This window comes from Herbaspirillum huttiense, assembly GCF_047300815.1.
GTDB lineage: Bacteria > Pseudomonadota > Gammaproteobacteria > Burkholderiales > Burkholderiaceae_D > Herbaspirillum > Herbaspirillum huttiense_A.
On record NZ_CP178608.1, the window covers coordinates 5066109 to 5080955 of the forward strand.

Below are 14847 nucleotides of genomic sequence, written 5' to 3' on the forward strand. Positions count from 1 at the left end.
GAGCAATAAAGCCGGATCAGCCGGAGGCCGCGCCGATGAAACAAGGGGTCGGTGCCGAAGGGGGACGGGATTCATTGATTAGTTTTTCTAATAGGGTAATTAAGGATTGATTACCTAGTCAATACGGCGCACGCGCGCGACACTGACTGCCTTCACATTCTCCACGGCAAGCGCTGCCAGCCCGTGCACGCCGAGCTTCGGCCTGCTGCGGCGGGCGACGTCTTGCCCGACATCATCATGAGCAGTTCCTTCTCCTCCACCTCTTCACTGCAGGCCGCCGGCGCACCGGTACAGGCGCGCTGGAGCGGCGTCTTCGCGATGACGCTCACGGCCTTTGCCCTGGTCGCATCCGAATTCATGCCGGTGAGCCTGTTGACACCCATCGCACAGGATCTGGGCGTGAGCGAAGGCCTGGCCGGGCAAGCGATCTCGGTCTCGGGTGCCTTCGCCGTGCTCACCAGCCTGAGCATTGCGCGCCTGGCCGGCCAGTTGCCACGCAAGACGCTGTTGCTGTGGCTGACGGCGCTGATGCTCATTTCCGGCCCGGTCATCGCGCTGGCCCCCAACTATCCGGTCTACATGGCCGGACGCGTACTGATCGGCATCGCCATCGGCGGCTTCTGGTCGATGTCGGCCGCCGCCGCCATCCGCCTGGTGCCGCCGCAGGATGTGGCGCGTGCACTGGCCGTCTTCAATGGCGGCAATGCCCTGGCTACCGTGGTGGCCGCACCGCTGGGCAGCTACCTGGGCGCACTCATCGGCTGGCGCGGCGCCTTCCTGTGCCTGGCACCGGTGGCCTTGCTGGCGCTGCTGTGGCAGGCGCTCAGCCTGCCGGCCATGCGTCCGCCAGTACGCCACACTGCGCCCACGCATCCCCTGGCCCTGCTCTCGACGCCGCTGGTGGCAATGGGCATGGCGGGCGTGAGCCTGCTGTTCATGGGGCAGTTCACGCTCTTCACCTATCTGCGCCCCTTCCTCGAAAGCGAAACGCGGGTGCAGGTACAAACCCTGTCGCTGATCCTGCTGGCCATCGGCGTGGCCGGATTCATCGGCACCACGCTCATCGGACGGCTGCTGCGCCGTTGGTTCTACGGCACGCTGGTCTTCATCCCGCTGCTGATGGCCGTCATCGCCCTGGCGCTGGTGGCCTGCGGCCATCACGTCCTGCCGGTGGGCTTGCTGCTGGCGCTGTGGGGCCTGGTCGCCACGGCCGCACCGGTGGGCTGGTGGTCATGGGTGGCGCGCACCCTGCCGCACGACGCCGAAGCCGGCGGCGGGCTGATGGTGGCGCTGGTGCAATTGGCCATCGGCCTGGGTTCCACCGTGGGCGGGCTGCTGTTTGATCACGGCGGCCATCACATCACTTTCTTTGCCAGCGCGGGCGTGCTGCTGGCCGCAGCCTTGCTGGCGGCGCTCACGGCACGCCAGGATCGCCGGCCTTCTTCCAACGAAAGGACATCTCCATGAAGATCATTCGCAACGGCAGCACCCCCTCGGCCAAGGGACCGGCCTCCTTCTTCACCGGCAATGTGCGCATCGACAGTTTCTTCCAGGGCGAAGAACCGGCGCGCGCGGGCGGTGCCATCGTCACCTTCGAACCCGGTGCGCGCACCGTGTGGCACACCCATCCGCTGGGCCAGACCCTGATCGTGACGCAAGGCGTCGGCTGGACCCAATGCGAAGGCGGCCCGCGCACGGAGATCCTCGCCGGCGACGTCGTCTGGTGCCCCTGCCAGCGCCGTCACTGGCACGGTGCCACCGACACCACCGCCATGACGCACGTGGCCATCACCGAACTCTTTGATGGCAAGAACGTGGAGTGGATGGAGCCGGTTACCGATGCGCAGTATCTAGGTGGTGAAGTCGTCAGGGACTGAGGCTCCCCCACTTCGCTCAGTAATCAAAAAATCGGGCGGACACCTTGTGGGTGCCCGCCCGATTTCATTCACCGTGCCATCAGGTCAGCCGTTGGCCATCAGGCGGCCATGCTGGCGTTGTCGATCACGAAGCGATACTTGATGTCGCCCTTGAGCATGCGTTCGTAGGCGGTGTTGATTTCTTCGGCGCGGATCAGCTCGATGTCGGCCACGATGTTGTGCTTGGCGCAGAAGTCCAGCATCTCCTGGGTTTCGGGGATGCCGCCGATCAACGAACCCGCCAGCGAACGGCGCTTCATGATGAGGCTGAAGACATTCGGCGACGGGTGCGGCGTGGCCGGTGCACCGACCAGGGTCATGGTGCCTTCACGCTTCAACAGCGCGAGGAAGGCATCGAGGTCGTGCGGTGCCGCCACGGTGTTGAGGATGAAGTCGAAGCTCTTGGCATGCGCGGCCATCTCGTCGGCATTGCGCGAGACCACCACTTCATCGGCCCCCAGGGCCTTGGCATCGGCACGTTTGGAATCCGAGGTGGTGAAGGCCACTACGTGCGCGCCCATGGCGTGCGCGATCTTGATGCCCATGTGGCCGAGGCCGCCGATGCCAACCACTCCAACCTTCTTGCCGGGACCGGCACCCCAATGGCGCAGCGGCGAATAGGTGGTGATGCCGGCGCACAGCAGCGGGGCCACGGCGGCCAGGTCCGCTTCCGGATGGCGGACCGTCAGCACGTAGCGCTCGTGCACCACGATCTGCTGCGAGTAGCCACCCATGGTCCAGCCGGGCGCGTCATCGGTCTTGCCGTTGTAGGTGCCGACCATGTTGTCGCAATAGTTTTCCAGGCCTTCTTCGCAATCCGGGCAGGTCTGGCAGCTGTCGACGATACAGCCCACGCCGACCAGGTCACCGACCTTGAACTTGCTGACGTGATTGCCGACGGCGGCGACACGGCCCACGATCTCGTGACCGGGGACGCAGGGGTATTGGGTGCCGGCCCATTCGGAACGGACCTGGTGCAGGTCGGAGTGGCAGATGCCGCAATAGGCGATGTCGATCTGCACATCGTGCGGGCCGGTGGCGCGGCGGGTGATTTCCAGATGTTCGATCGGCTTGTCGGCGGCGTGTGCACCATAAGCGTGGACTGGCATGGGGATCTCCTCAGTAAACGGGCCAATAAGCTGGCGGTGGGAATGAACAGGTCAGGGGTGGGCAACCTGTCTTGAAAATGGATGATTGTGGCGTGCGGCAACGCGCGATGACAGACCTATTTCGCGATGATTCTTGCCTGAAATTCCGGGACCAACGCGAAGACAAGCGCGTCATTGCCGCGACATCCGCTACCGTGCGACCCGGCAGAACGGCACGCGGACCCACTGCGTGCGAGCTTGCAGATTTTGCCTCATCATTTATACCGGGATTAGCCGGACCGGGCTTAATTGGTCTATAAGCGCGGCTAATTAGTTCCGGTGCCGATGTCATGGCATTCTGGGCCTGAGAACCAACTTACACTGATGCCCAATGAATGATACTTCCGACCTCAAGGTCTTGCGCGCCCTGCGCGACTGGCGACGCGATGGCCGCAGCGCGCTGCTGGCCACCGTGGTCTCGACCTGGGGCTCGTCGCCGCGTCCGGTCGGCTCGCAACTGGCCATCCGCGACGATGGCCGGCTCATCGGTTCGGTCTCCGGCGGCTGCATCGAGGATGACCTGCTGTTCCAATACCTGCGCCAGCGCCCCGCCACATGGGGCCAGGCAGGATCACCGCAACAGGTGCGCTACGGCATCGACGCCGATGAAGCGCACCGCTTCGGCCTGCCCTGCGGCGGCACGCTGGCGCTGCTGCTCGAATTCGATCCCCCGGCGGGCATGCTGGACGAACTGGTGAGCACACTGGAACGTGGCCAGCTGGTCTGTCGCCGCGTGGATTGCCACGATGGCAGCAGCCGCATCGAGGTCAGCCAATCACCGGCCGAACTAGTGTTCGACGGCAATACGCTGCGCCATACCATGGGCCCGGATTACCGGATGCTGTTGATCGGTGCCGGCATGCTGGCCGAATACCTGGCGACGATGGCGCTCTTCAACGGCTTTGCGGTGACGATCTGCGATCCGCGTTCGGAATACCTGGGCAGTTGGTCGGTGGAGGGCGTGCGCATCGTCACCGACATGCCCGATGATGCGGTGCTGGATTTCCGCCCCGATCAGCGCAGCTGTGTCATCGCCCTGACCCACGATCCCAAGCTGGATGACCTGGCCTTGCTGGAAGCGGTGGCCAGCCCGGCCTTCTATGTCGGGGCCATCGGCTCGCGCCGCAACAGCGCCGCACGCAAGGACCGCATGATCACCCACTTCGGCCAGACCGAAGAAAGCCTGGCGCGCCTGCGCGGGCCCATCGGGCTCTACATCGGCAGCAAGACCCCTTCCGAAATTGCAGTGAGCGTGATGGCCGAGGTGCTGGCCGTCAAGAATGGCGTGGCCTTGTCGCCGGTGCATTCGGTGGCAGCCATGAAGACGGCTGGCCCTGTGCTTTAAGTTTCCGTCCTTCCCGCCCGCTTTTCTTCTTTCCTCCCGTCACGAAAAAAAGGACCGCTGCCTGCAAAGGTCAGCGGTCCGAACGGGACTTCATGAAAAAACGATTCAGCGCATCTGCAAGACGATTGGATTGCTGCTGGCCGGATTGGTACGGTCGCGCAGAGTCTTGACGTCGTCCACCTTGACCGCACCGCCGTGATTGCCCCAGCTGCTTCGAATGAAGCTGAGCACATCGGCAATCTCGGCATCGCTCAACTGGCTGCGGAAGGGCGGCATGCGATACGAATCCGGTACGCCATCAGCCACCACGCGCACCGAGCCATTCAAGGTCACGTTGATGGCCGAGGCATCCTCCTTGGCCAGCGAGGAGACGGCACCGGCCAGGGGCGGAATCCACGGCGCACGCCCGCGTCCATCGACCGCATGGCAGGCTGCGCACTTGGCCATGTAGGTGCGTGCAGCGGGGCTGTCCAGGCGTTGTGTGGCCAGGGCGGTGGTGGTGCCGGCATCGTATTTCCACGGTTCCCCATCGCGCTTGGGATCGCCCGGCAGCGACTTCAGGTAACGGGCGATGGCCTGCAGGTCGGAGTCGCTCATGAATTGCGTGGAGTTGTTGAAGGCATCGGCCATGGAACCGAACACCACCGCGTGCTGGTTGCGGCCGGTCTTGAGGAATTGCACGACCTCGGCTTCACTCCAGCGGCCGATGCCGGTGTTGACGTCGCCACGCAGGCTGGGGGCATACCAGCCATCGAGCAATGCACCGGACAGGTACAGCGGATGGCCGCCATCGAGCCCCTTCTCGTTCATCGCCACGCCGCGCGGCGTGTGGCAGCTGCCGCAGTGGCCCGCGCCCTGCACCAGGTAGGCACCGCGATTCCAGAGGGCATCCTGTTTCGGATCGGGCTGGTAGGGATGCGGGCTGGTGAAGGCCAGGTTCCAGAACGCCAATGGCCAGCGCATGTTGAGCGGCCACGGGATGTCGCTCTCCTGGTTGGCCTGCACCACCGGTTTCACGCCATGCATGAAGTAGGCATAGAGCGCGCTCACATCCTCATCCGACATCTTGGCGTAGGACGGATAGGGCATGGCCGGATAAAGCCGGTGGCCATCGCGCGCCACACCGTGACGCAGGGCGCGGTCGAATTCGGCCAGGCTGTAGTCACCGATGCCACTGCCGCGGTCGGGCGTGATGTTGGTGGCATAGATGGCACCCAGCGGGGTGGCCATTTCCAGGCCACCGGCGAAGGGCTTGCTCTTGGGCGTGCTGTGGCAGGCCACGCAGTCGGCCTGGCGCGCAACATACTCGCCGCGCCCGATCAGCTCGGCCGAGGGTGGCGGCGGCGCAGCGGCGCCGTCGAAGGGCGAGGCCGGCGTACGCAGCGCGACCCAGGCTGCGGCGATCACCAGCGCGGCGAGGATCAGCAGGAAGACGCGCAGCTTGCCGTTTTTTTGATCAGTCATGGATGCGTCAGTCTGCCATCAGGCCTTGAAGGTGTAATGCGACAGCGGCATGCTGCGAATGCGCTGCCCGGTCAGGTGCGAGACTGCATTGGCCACCGCCGGCGGCACGGCCGGCAGGGGCGGTTCGCCGATGCCGCCCATCTTGGCCCCGCTCTCGATGATCTTGACGTGCACGCGCGCCATGCGCTGCGGCGGCAGGATGGGATAGAGATCGTAATTGCGCGCCACCCGTGCGCCTTCCTTGTAGACCACTTCTTCCAGCAGGACCTGCGACAGGCCCAGCGTGATGGCCCCGTTGACCTGGGCCTCGACGATGGCCGGGTTGACGATGCGGCCCGGATCGATGGCTTCCCAGATGTCGTGCACGCGCACCTGGCCGTTCTCGATGGAGACTTCGGCAATGGCTGCGGTTTCGGTACCGAAGGCTTTGGCCATGGCCACGCCGCGCGCACGGCGGGTGCCGTCGGGGGCGGTGAAGGGACCGCGCTTCCAGCCGCCGGACAACTCCACGGCCGCCTTGAGCAGCGTGGTCAGGCGCTCATTTCCCTGCAGCAAGCGCAGGCGCACATCGAGCGGATCCTGGCCGCCCTTGTCGGCGATCTCGTCGAGGAAGGCTTCGTAGAAAAAGTCATTCATCGAATTGCCGACCGAGCGCCAGTAGCCGACGATGGGCGGATTCTTCACAAAACGCTGGCCGATGCGCTTGTGGGCGAACTGATAGGACTTGCCGGCCAATCCTTCCAGCGCAGTGGGGTCGATCTTGTTGCGCTTGTTGGCAATCGATTCGGTCGGCCCTTCGGTGGCGCTGATGGCTTCGATGGCGATGGGGAAACCCTTGTCATCAAGACCGGCACGGAATTGCACCACCGCCATCGGACGCATGGTGTCGCGGGCGAATTCTTCCTCGCGGCTCCAGATCACCTTGACCGGGCGGCCCACGGCCTTGGCCAGCTGGATCGCCTGCGGGAAGGGCATGGCCGTCTCGTACAGGAAGTGCCGGCCGAAGAAGCCGCCCAGCAAGGGCGAATGGATGGTGATCTTCTCCGGGGGCAAGCCGGTCTGCTTGGCGATGGCGGCCTGGAACATTTCCGGAGCCTGGTTGGGGAGCCACATCTCCAGCGTGCCATCGGCATTGAACCGGGCCGTGGCCGAAGGCGGTTCCAGCTGGGCATGATTGAGGTACTGGCTACGGTAGCTGGCCTGCACCACGGTCTTGGCACCGGCCAGGGCCTTGGTCACATCGCCTTCGGTCTCGGCTTCATCGACGGCCGCAGTGGACTTGGCCAACTGCTCGGCAAACCCTTCGGTGGAAAAGTCGGCCGGCACATAGCGGCGATCCGGTGCCGGGCCGGGATCGCTCCAGTCCACCTGCAGCGCTTCCACCGCACGCTTGGCATTCCACCAGCGCTCGGCCACGACGGCGACAGCGCCCGGCAGGCGATGCACCGAATGCACGCCGGTCATCTTGCGGACCTCGGCTTCATTGCGGATGCTGCCGACCTCCAGCCCCAGGCGCGGTGCGTGTTGCACGGCGGCCTGCAGCATGTTCTCGACTTGCGTGTCGATGCCGTATTGCGCGCGGCCCGTGGATTTGTCCAGCACGTCCAGCCGGGCCAGCGGCTTGCCGATCCAGCGGAACTGTTTCTCGTCCTTGAGCTTGATGGTTTCCAGCGGCGGATTGGGCAGGTCCAGCGCCTTGGGCGCGAGTTCGCCATAGCTGATCGACCGGCCACTGGCCGCATGCATCACTCGGCCGGGCTCGGTGGTGAGGCTTTCCAGCGGTACCTGCCATTGATTGGCGGCCGCCTGCAGCAGCAGGTGGCGCGCCAGTGCGCCCACACGCCGCATGGTCGGATAGCTGGTACGCACCGACATGCTGCCGCCGGTGATGCGGATGCCGATGTCCATCACCTTGTACTGGTCATTGGCGGGCGCGTTGTGGACCACGAAACGTGCGGGGTCGGCATCGAGTTCCTCGCCGACGATCTGCGCCATGGCCGTGAAGATGCCCTGCCCGCCTTCGACGAAGGGGCTTTGCAGGTGGATGCTGTTGTCGGGACGGATTTCCAGGAAGGCCGGCACACGCGTGCCGGGCGCTGCCGGCGCGGCATTGGCCTGGGCACGGGCGTTGCCGGCCGGCAAGGTGAAGCCGACCACCAGCGAACCGGCGGCGGTGCCGGCCGAGGCCAGCAGGAAGCGGCGGCGCGAGACGTTGACCGGCTCACCATCCGGCAGCATTTCGTTGAGGGGAAGATCGTGCGGCTGGTTCATGCTTGCTCCTTGCCGGCTCGGGCCTTCTGGGTCTTGCTCCACTGGATGGCGGCGACAGCCCCGACGCCGACCACGGCGGCAGCGGCGACGGCGGCCTTGTTCAAGCCATCGGCACCGGCCGGTGCGGCGGGCGTGGTGGCCGCAGCAGCGGCGGCAGGTGCGCCGGTACCGCCGGAGAGCTCATGCATGGCGGCCTTGATGGCGTTATAGGTGCCGCAACGGCAGAGGTTGACCATGGCACCGACGATCTGTTCGTCGCTGGGCTGGGCCACTTGTTTCAGCAAGGCGGTCGCGGCCATTACCTGGCCGGACTGGCAATAGCCGCATTGCGGCACCTGGTGCCGGACCCAGGCATCGACCACTTTCTGGCCGACCGGATCGGCGGTGACCGCCTCGATGGTGGTGACCTTGCGCCCGGCCATGGCGCCGACGGGCATGACGCAGGAGCGCAGCACCTCGCCATCGACCATCACGGAACAGGCCCCGCACTGGGCCAGGCCGCAGCCGTATTTGGTGCCGGTCATGCCGAGTTCATCGCGGATCACCCACAGCAGGGGCGTCTCGGCATCGGAGGTGATCTGGTAAGTCTTGTCGTTGATCTGGAGTTCCATGGTTCCTGCCATCGGGGTTGAGAACGCAAGCCAGCGCGGACGGGCGCTCTGGAGGGGAAGTGAAGGACGCAGCAAGGCGACACTAAACAGGATCCCCGCATGATGGCGCATCACGCGGGGACTGATTAGCTGAGCCGGGCTTAATGGGGATATTAGACGAGCTAATGAATCTCGGCTGGAGATGAAGGAATTTACCTGTGAGACCAGGGAGCAAGTCTGGGCAAAGGCGACGGTATCAAGCCATACCATCGAGGGAGGGCACAACCATCAAGGCAGCTGCCAGGCTCATCAGCGCTTTACTGGATGCGGCCAGTCCGACCAATGAGACATGCAGGTCTCGCTGCTCCAGACACAAGGCCCGACCGCCATAACCAATCTGAATGCGGTTAAGCAGTTCCACCGTCAACGATGAAAATTCAGCATAGTGATTGACCGGAAGCAAGACACCGGTCTGATCGACAAACCTTACCAGCAACGCATCCAAGGCAGCCAGATAACAGACGCTGATAGCCCTGACCTCCGATTCAGGAGCCTTCTCCCCGCGTGCCAGTGCCCGCTTCAACACTCCGCGCGTAACGCTATTGGGATAAGTTTTCTTTGCTTTGATCACATTCATCGCTATGTCTCCACTCGGTTGAGATCGGTCTGAATTGACCGATGCTGAAGGCTACCGAGATGGAGATGCGATTGCGAAACAAGCGCCCCATCGAAAGCTGCTTTTTAAAATTTCTTCAATACGTTCTCACGGCGCAGCGCAGTCAATCCCGCACCCCCAGGCGATACACCGTGGTCTGCCGATACACCTGCCCCGGCCGCAGGATCACCGCTTCACGCAGCGAGGTGTTGACCTGGTCCGGATAGGACTGCGCCTCCAGGCAAAAGCCATCATGGATGGCATACGGCTGCTCGCCCCGCCCCTGTACGCCGGAGAGGAAATTGCCGCTGTAGAACTGCAGTCCGGTCTCGGTGGTGGAGACGCGCAATTCCCGCCCCGACCCCGGCTCGTAGACACTGGCCACTTCGCGCAGGGTCTGCGCCACGCGGCTCTCGCCCGGCTCCGGTTCGTGTTCGCTGCGCAGGCAATAGCAATGGTCGAAGCCGCCGGCCAGCTTCAGTTGCGGATCGGGCCAGTCCAGGCGCGGACCGATGGGGGCCGGCTGGCGGAAATCAAACGCACTGCCGGCCACATCGGCGCGGCCTTCCGGAATCAGCCTGGCATCGACCTGCAGGTAGCCATCGGCCTCGATGGCGATGATGTGGTCACGGATGTCGCAGGTGCCGCCGTTGAGGTTGAAATACGCATGCGAGGTCAGGTTGATGGGCGTGGCCGCATCGCTGGTGGCGGTGTAATCGATACGCAACTGGCCCTCGTCATCGAGGCGGTACAGCACCGACGCCATCACCGTGCCCGGAAAACCCGCCTGCCCGGCCGGCGAGACCAGCATCAGGCGCAGGCCTTCCGGGTCGGGCTGAACCTGCCAGCGCTGGGCATGGAAACCTTCGCGGCCGCCGTGCAGGTGGTTCTGGCCTTCATTGCAATCGACCTGGTGCGCCGCGCCGTCGAGTTCGAAACGGCCGCCCGCGATACGGTTGCCCCAGCGCCCGACGATGGCGCCGAAATACGCCGGGTTGTGCGCGTATTGCTCGACCCGCTCAAAGCCCAGCAGGACATCGGCCTCGCGGCCATAGCGATCAGGTGCCCACCAGTTGACCATGGTGGCACCGAGGTCGCTGATGGTCACGCGCATGCCGGTGTGGTTGCGCAGGGTGTAGAGGCGGATGCCGTCCGCAGAAGTGGTGTGGGAGAGGGTGAAGTGCGTCATTTTGTGGTGGTAAGAAGGGCGGGCCCCGTGGTTTTCTTCTTGGGCCGGACGGCAGGGGCTGAGGGCGCAGCCGAGCGCTCCAGTCCGGCGGCGAATTGTTCCTGGTACTCCCTGGGCGTGCAGCCCAGTTCGCGTTTGAAGACGGCGTGCAGGTATTGCACGGTGGTGAAGCCGCAGCTGACCGCAATCTCGGCCGCATGGCTGCCGGCCTGCTCCAGCATGCGCTTGGCGGCTTCCAGCTTGAAGCGCAGGATTTCATCATGCACGCTGCGGCCGAGCTCGCGGCGGAAATACCATTCCAGCGACGAGCGCGAGATGCCAACGTAATCGGCCACCTGGTCGGTCTTGATGCCCTGGCAGGCGTACTGGCGGATGAAGTGCAGTGCCTGCATCACATGCGGATGGTTGCGCACCTCATGGCGGCTGGAGGCCAGCACGTTGATGCCCACCGGCGGCACCATGATGCGCGTGTCCGGAAAGCGCGCCCCGTGCAGCATCTGGTGCAGCAGGTGGGCCGCAGTGCGGCCCATCTCCACGCTGCCCTGGATCACCGAACTGAGCGGAATGCGCGTCAACACGCGCGCCAGCGGATCATTGTCGATGCCGATCAGCGCCACCTGCTCCGGCACCGCGATGCCGGCGAACAGGCAGGCCTGCAGCAACTGCCGCGCCCGCGCATCGGTGACGGCGATGATGCCCACCGGCTTGGGCAGGCTGCGCACCCACGCGATCTGCTGCTCGACGGCCGCGTCCCAGGATTGCGCACTGGTACCCACGCCGCGATAGATGTGACCGGTGATGCCATCGGCGCCGGTGAGATCGGTGAAGATGCGCTCGCGCTCCTGCGCCCAGCGGTTGCAGGGCGACTCGGGCAGGCTGTACAAGGCGAAATGCTGCAGGCCGGCTTCGATCAGGTGGTCGTAGGCCAGCTTGACCATCTTGTAGTTGTCGGTGGCCACATAGGGCCGGTTGGCCGGATATTGCGAAGGGTCGGCATAGGAGCCGCCGATGGCCACCACCGGCAGCTGCACGCCTTCCAGCGCGGCGGTCGTCACCGGATCATCGAAGTCGGCAATGATGCCGTGCCCGGCCCAGCGTTCGATGCCCTGCGGGCGGCAGCGGAAATCCTCCTCCAGGTACAAGTCCCAGGAGGCACGGGTACTGCTGATGTATTCGCCGATGCCGGAAATGATTTCCCGATCGAAGATCTTGTTGCCATTGAAGAGCAACGCAATCCGGTGCACCGTGGGGGTTTTTGCCACGCTGTGTCTCCTGTTTGCCGGCGTCGTCGGGCGCGCCGTTCTCGTGTTCGTCGAATTGTAGCGAGCCATCGTCGAAATGACGGATATGTGCTCCTGCAACAAAAAGAATCACTAAGCCGTTTGGTGAATTTCGTAATTGTAGAGGGGATTGGCCCGGGGCTAGTATCCCCCTCGCACCATCATGCGGCGTGGACCACTCCTGACAAGCTCGGCCCCACGCGCCATTGGAAGCGATTGCCCCAAAACGGGCCGCCGGTTCCACCCGGTCACGCCGCTTCAAAAATCATAATCAATTCAAATTCAATTCAAATCGGAGACTGGACTATGAAGGCAATGCTGAAGAAGACCGTATTGGCGCTGATGACCGTGACCACCCTGTCCATGGTGGCCGGCAGCGCCATGGCCGACGCCAAGAATCCCAAGATCGGTTTTTCCATCGATGACCTGCGCGTGGAGCGCTGGGCGCGCGACCGCGACTTCTTCACCGCCGCCGCCGAGAAGCTGGGCGCCAAGGTCTTTGTGCAATCGGCCGATGCCAGCGAGCAACGCCAGATCTCCCAGATCGAGAACCTGATCTCGCGCGGCGTGGACGTGATCGTGATCGTCCCCTTCAACGCCACGGTCCTGACCAACACCATCAAGGAAGCCAAGAAGGCCGGCATCAAGGTGCTGTCCTATGACCGCCTGATCCTGAATGCCGACGTCGACGCCTACATCTCCTTCGACAACGAGAAGGTCGGTGAAATGCAGGCCGAGGGCATCCTGAAGGTCAAGAACAAGGGCAACTTCTTCCTGCTGGGCGGCTCGCCCACCGACAACAACGCCAAGATGTTCCGCGAAGGCCAGATGAAGGCCCTGAAGCCCTACATCGACAAGGGCGACATCAAGATCGTCGGCCAGCAATGGGTCAAGGAATGGAACCCGACCGAAGCCCTGTCCATCGTCGAGAATGCGCTGACGGCCAACAACAACAAGATCGATGCCATCGTGGCTTCCAACGACGGCACCGCCGGTGGCGCGATCCAGGCCCTGGCCGCACAGAAGCTGGCCGGCAAGGTGCCGGTCTCGGGCCAGGATGCCGACCTGGCTGCAGTCAAGCGCGTGGTCGCCGGTACCCAGACCATGACCGTCTACAAGCCCTTGAAGCAGATCGCCACCGAAGCGGCCAACCTGTCCGTGCAACTGGCCCGCAACGAGAAGCCGACCTACAACGCCCAGTATGACAACGGCTTCAAGAAGGTCGACAGCCTGCTGCTGAAGCCCATCCTGCTGACCAAGGAAAACGTCAAGGTTCTGGTCGATGACGGCTTCTACACCCAGGCCCAGATCGACGGCCGTTGATTGCCGAGTGACGAACGCCGGCTGCCGCAACGGTAGCCGGCGTCGCTCTCTGCGCCCCCGGCACGGCCGCCGGGCGCAGGCTCCAGAGGCTTCTTGGAAAGAACAGGCATGTCCGAGTATCTGTTAGAAATGAAAGGCATCGTCAAGAGCTTTGGCGGTGTGCGTGCCCTGGACGGCATCGACATCAAGATCCGCCCCGGCGAATGCGTGGGCCTGTGCGGTGAAAACGGCGCGGGCAAATCCACGCTGATGAAAATCCTCTCCGGCGTCTATCCCCATGGCACCTGGGATGGCGAGATCCTGTGGGACGGCAAGCCGCTGCAGGCCCATTCGGTGCGCGACACCGAAGCCGCCGGCATCGTCATCATCCACCAGGAACTGATGCTGGTGCCCGAGCTGTCGGTGGCCGAGAACATTTTCATGGGCCACGAGATCACCCTGCCGGGTGGCCGCATGAACTACCCCGCCATGTATCGCCGCGCCGAAGAACTGATGCGCGAGCTGAACATGCCCGACATCAACGTGGCCCTGCCGGTCTCGCAATATGGCGGTGGCCACCAGCAACTGGTGGAAATCGCCAAGGCGCTCAACAAGGATGCGCGCCTCTTGATCCTGGACGAACCCTCGTCATCGCTGACCGCCTCCGAAATCGCGGTGCTGCTCAAGATCATCAAGGACTTGAAAGCGCGCGGCGTGGCCTGTGTCTACATCTCGCACAAGCTCGACGAAGTGGCCGAGATCTGCGACACCATCTCGGTGATCCGCGATGGCAAGCACATCGCTACCACCCCCATGCAGGACATGGATGTGGACAAGATCATCACCCAGATGGTCGGCCGCGAAATCACCGCCATGTACCCGGAGCGCAATCACGCCATTGGCGAAGTGGTGCTGGAAGCGCGCAACATCACCTGCTACGACATCGACAATCCGCGCCGCAAGCGCGTCGATGATGTCTCCTTCTCGGTGCGCCGGGGCGAGATCCTGGGCATTGCCGGACTGGTAGGTGCAGGACGCACCGAACTGGTCTCGGCCATCTTCGGCGCCTATCGCGGACGTTACGAGGGGCAGGTGCTGCTCGAAGGCAAGCCGGCCGATACCGGATCGCCCCTGAAGTCCATCCGCCAGGGCCTGTGCATGGTGCCGGAAGACCGCAAGCACCATGGCATCGTGCCGGACCTGGATGTGGGCCAGAACATCACCCTGACCGTGCTCAACCGCTTCTCGCGCGGCACCCGCATCGACAGCAGCGCCGAACTGAAGACCATCCAGGGCGAGATCAGCCGCCTGCGCGTCAAGACCGCCACGCCTTTCCTGCCCATCACCGGACTCTCGGGTGGCAACCAGCAGAAGGCGGTGCTCTCCAAGATGCTGCTGGCCCAGCCCAAAGTATTAATTCTGGACGAACCCACGCGCGGCGTGGATGTCGGTGCCAAGGCCGAGATCTATCGACTCATTTCGGAGCTGGCCAAGCTGGGCCTGGCCATCATCATGGTGTCCTCGGAACTGGCCGAAGTGCTGGGCGTGTCGGACCGCGTGCTGGTCATCGGCGAAGGCAAACTGCGCGGCGACTTCGTCAACGACAACCTCAGCCAGGAAACCGTACTGGCCGCTGCCATCAACCAGCCCGTCCCGCAAGCGTCCCCACGCGCGGTGACGGTCTGAC

Annotated in this window: 12 protein-coding genes; 5 read left to right on the forward strand and 7 right to left on the reverse strand. The window is 64.0% G+C overall.

Translation table 11 applies throughout. The features are described from left to right. Window positions 1-237: 237 nt before the first annotated feature. Together ACLRDN_RS23230 and ACLRDN_RS23235 are read left to right on the forward strand one after the other, a co-directional pair. A complete protein-coding gene (locus tag ACLRDN_RS23230) occupies window positions 238-1467 on the forward strand; it encodes an MFS transporter (RefSeq protein ID WP_413458193.1) in 1230 nt (409 codons plus the stop codon). Next, the gene (locus ACLRDN_RS23235) at window positions 1464-1877 is read left to right on the forward strand and encodes a cupin domain-containing protein (RefSeq protein ID WP_413458194.1); all 414 of its coding nucleotides are present in this window, start codon (window positions 1464-1466) and stop codon (window positions 1875-1877) included. The genes ACLRDN_RS23230 and ACLRDN_RS23235 overlap by 4 nt, the downstream gene beginning before the upstream one ends. Window positions 1878-1975: 98 nt before the next feature. Here ACLRDN_RS23235 and ACLRDN_RS23240 read toward each other — a convergent pair whose 3' ends face one another. After that, window positions 1976-3025: an NAD(P)-dependent alcohol dehydrogenase gene (locus tag ACLRDN_RS23240; RefSeq protein ID WP_413458195.1), complete on the reverse strand. Its 1050-nt coding sequence runs from the start codon at window positions 3023-3025 to the stop codon at window positions 1976-1978. Between the two features lie 370 nt (window positions 3026-3395). Here ACLRDN_RS23240 and ACLRDN_RS23245 point away from each other — a divergent pair, with 370 nt between their 5' ends. After that, entirely contained in the window at window positions 3396-4409 is a 1014-nt protein-coding gene (locus ACLRDN_RS23245) for an XdhC family protein (protein ID WP_413458196.1), read from the forward strand. 105 nt (window positions 4410-4514) lie between these two features. Here ACLRDN_RS23245 and ACLRDN_RS23250 read toward each other — a convergent pair whose 3' ends face one another. From ACLRDN_RS23250 to ACLRDN_RS23275, 6 genes are all read right to left on the reverse strand, one after another. Next, entirely contained in the window at window positions 4515-5873 is a 1359-nt protein-coding gene (locus ACLRDN_RS23250; RefSeq protein ID WP_413458197.1) for a c-type cytochrome, read from the reverse strand. An 18-nt stretch (window positions 5874-5891) separates the two neighbouring features. Then, the gene (locus tag ACLRDN_RS23255) at window positions 5892-8144 is read right to left on the reverse strand and encodes a molybdopterin cofactor-binding domain-containing protein (protein WP_413458198.1); all 2253 of its coding nucleotides are present in this window, start codon (window positions 8142-8144) and stop codon (window positions 5892-5894) included. Next, a complete protein-coding gene (locus ACLRDN_RS23260; RefSeq protein ID WP_413458199.1) occupies window positions 8141-8755 on the reverse strand; it encodes a (2Fe-2S)-binding protein in 615 nt (204 codons plus the stop codon). The genes ACLRDN_RS23255 and ACLRDN_RS23260 overlap by 4 nt, the downstream gene beginning before the upstream one ends. Window positions 8756-8990: 235 nt before the next feature. Beyond that, entirely contained in the window at window positions 8991-9371 is a 381-nt protein-coding gene (locus ACLRDN_RS23265; RefSeq protein ID WP_413458200.1) for a DUF2442 domain-containing protein, read from the reverse strand. A gap of 142 nt (window positions 9372-9513) precedes the next feature. Further along, complete coding sequence (locus ACLRDN_RS23270; RefSeq protein ID WP_413458201.1) at window positions 9514-10578, reverse strand: aldose epimerase family protein; 1065 nt, start codon at window positions 10576-10578, stop codon at window positions 9514-9516. After that, window positions 10575-11840 (reverse strand): XylR family transcriptional regulator, encoded by a 1266-nt coding sequence (locus ACLRDN_RS23275; RefSeq protein WP_034330280.1) that lies wholly within the window; start codon window positions 11838-11840, stop codon window positions 10575-10577. The genes ACLRDN_RS23270 and ACLRDN_RS23275 overlap by 4 nt, the downstream gene beginning before the upstream one ends. A 324-nt stretch (window positions 11841-12164) precedes the next feature. Here ACLRDN_RS23275 and xylF point away from each other — a divergent pair, with 324 nt between their 5' ends. Further along, entirely contained in the window at window positions 12165-13181 is a 1017-nt protein-coding gene (gene xylF / locus ACLRDN_RS23280; protein ID WP_006464779.1) for a D-xylose ABC transporter substrate-binding protein, read from the forward strand. A 108-nt stretch (window positions 13182-13289) separates the two neighbouring features. Then, a complete protein-coding gene (gene xylG, locus ACLRDN_RS23285; RefSeq protein ID WP_413458202.1) occupies window positions 13290-14846 on the forward strand; it encodes a D-xylose ABC transporter ATP-binding protein in 1557 nt (518 codons plus the stop codon). Window position 14847: the final 1 nt, after the last annotated feature.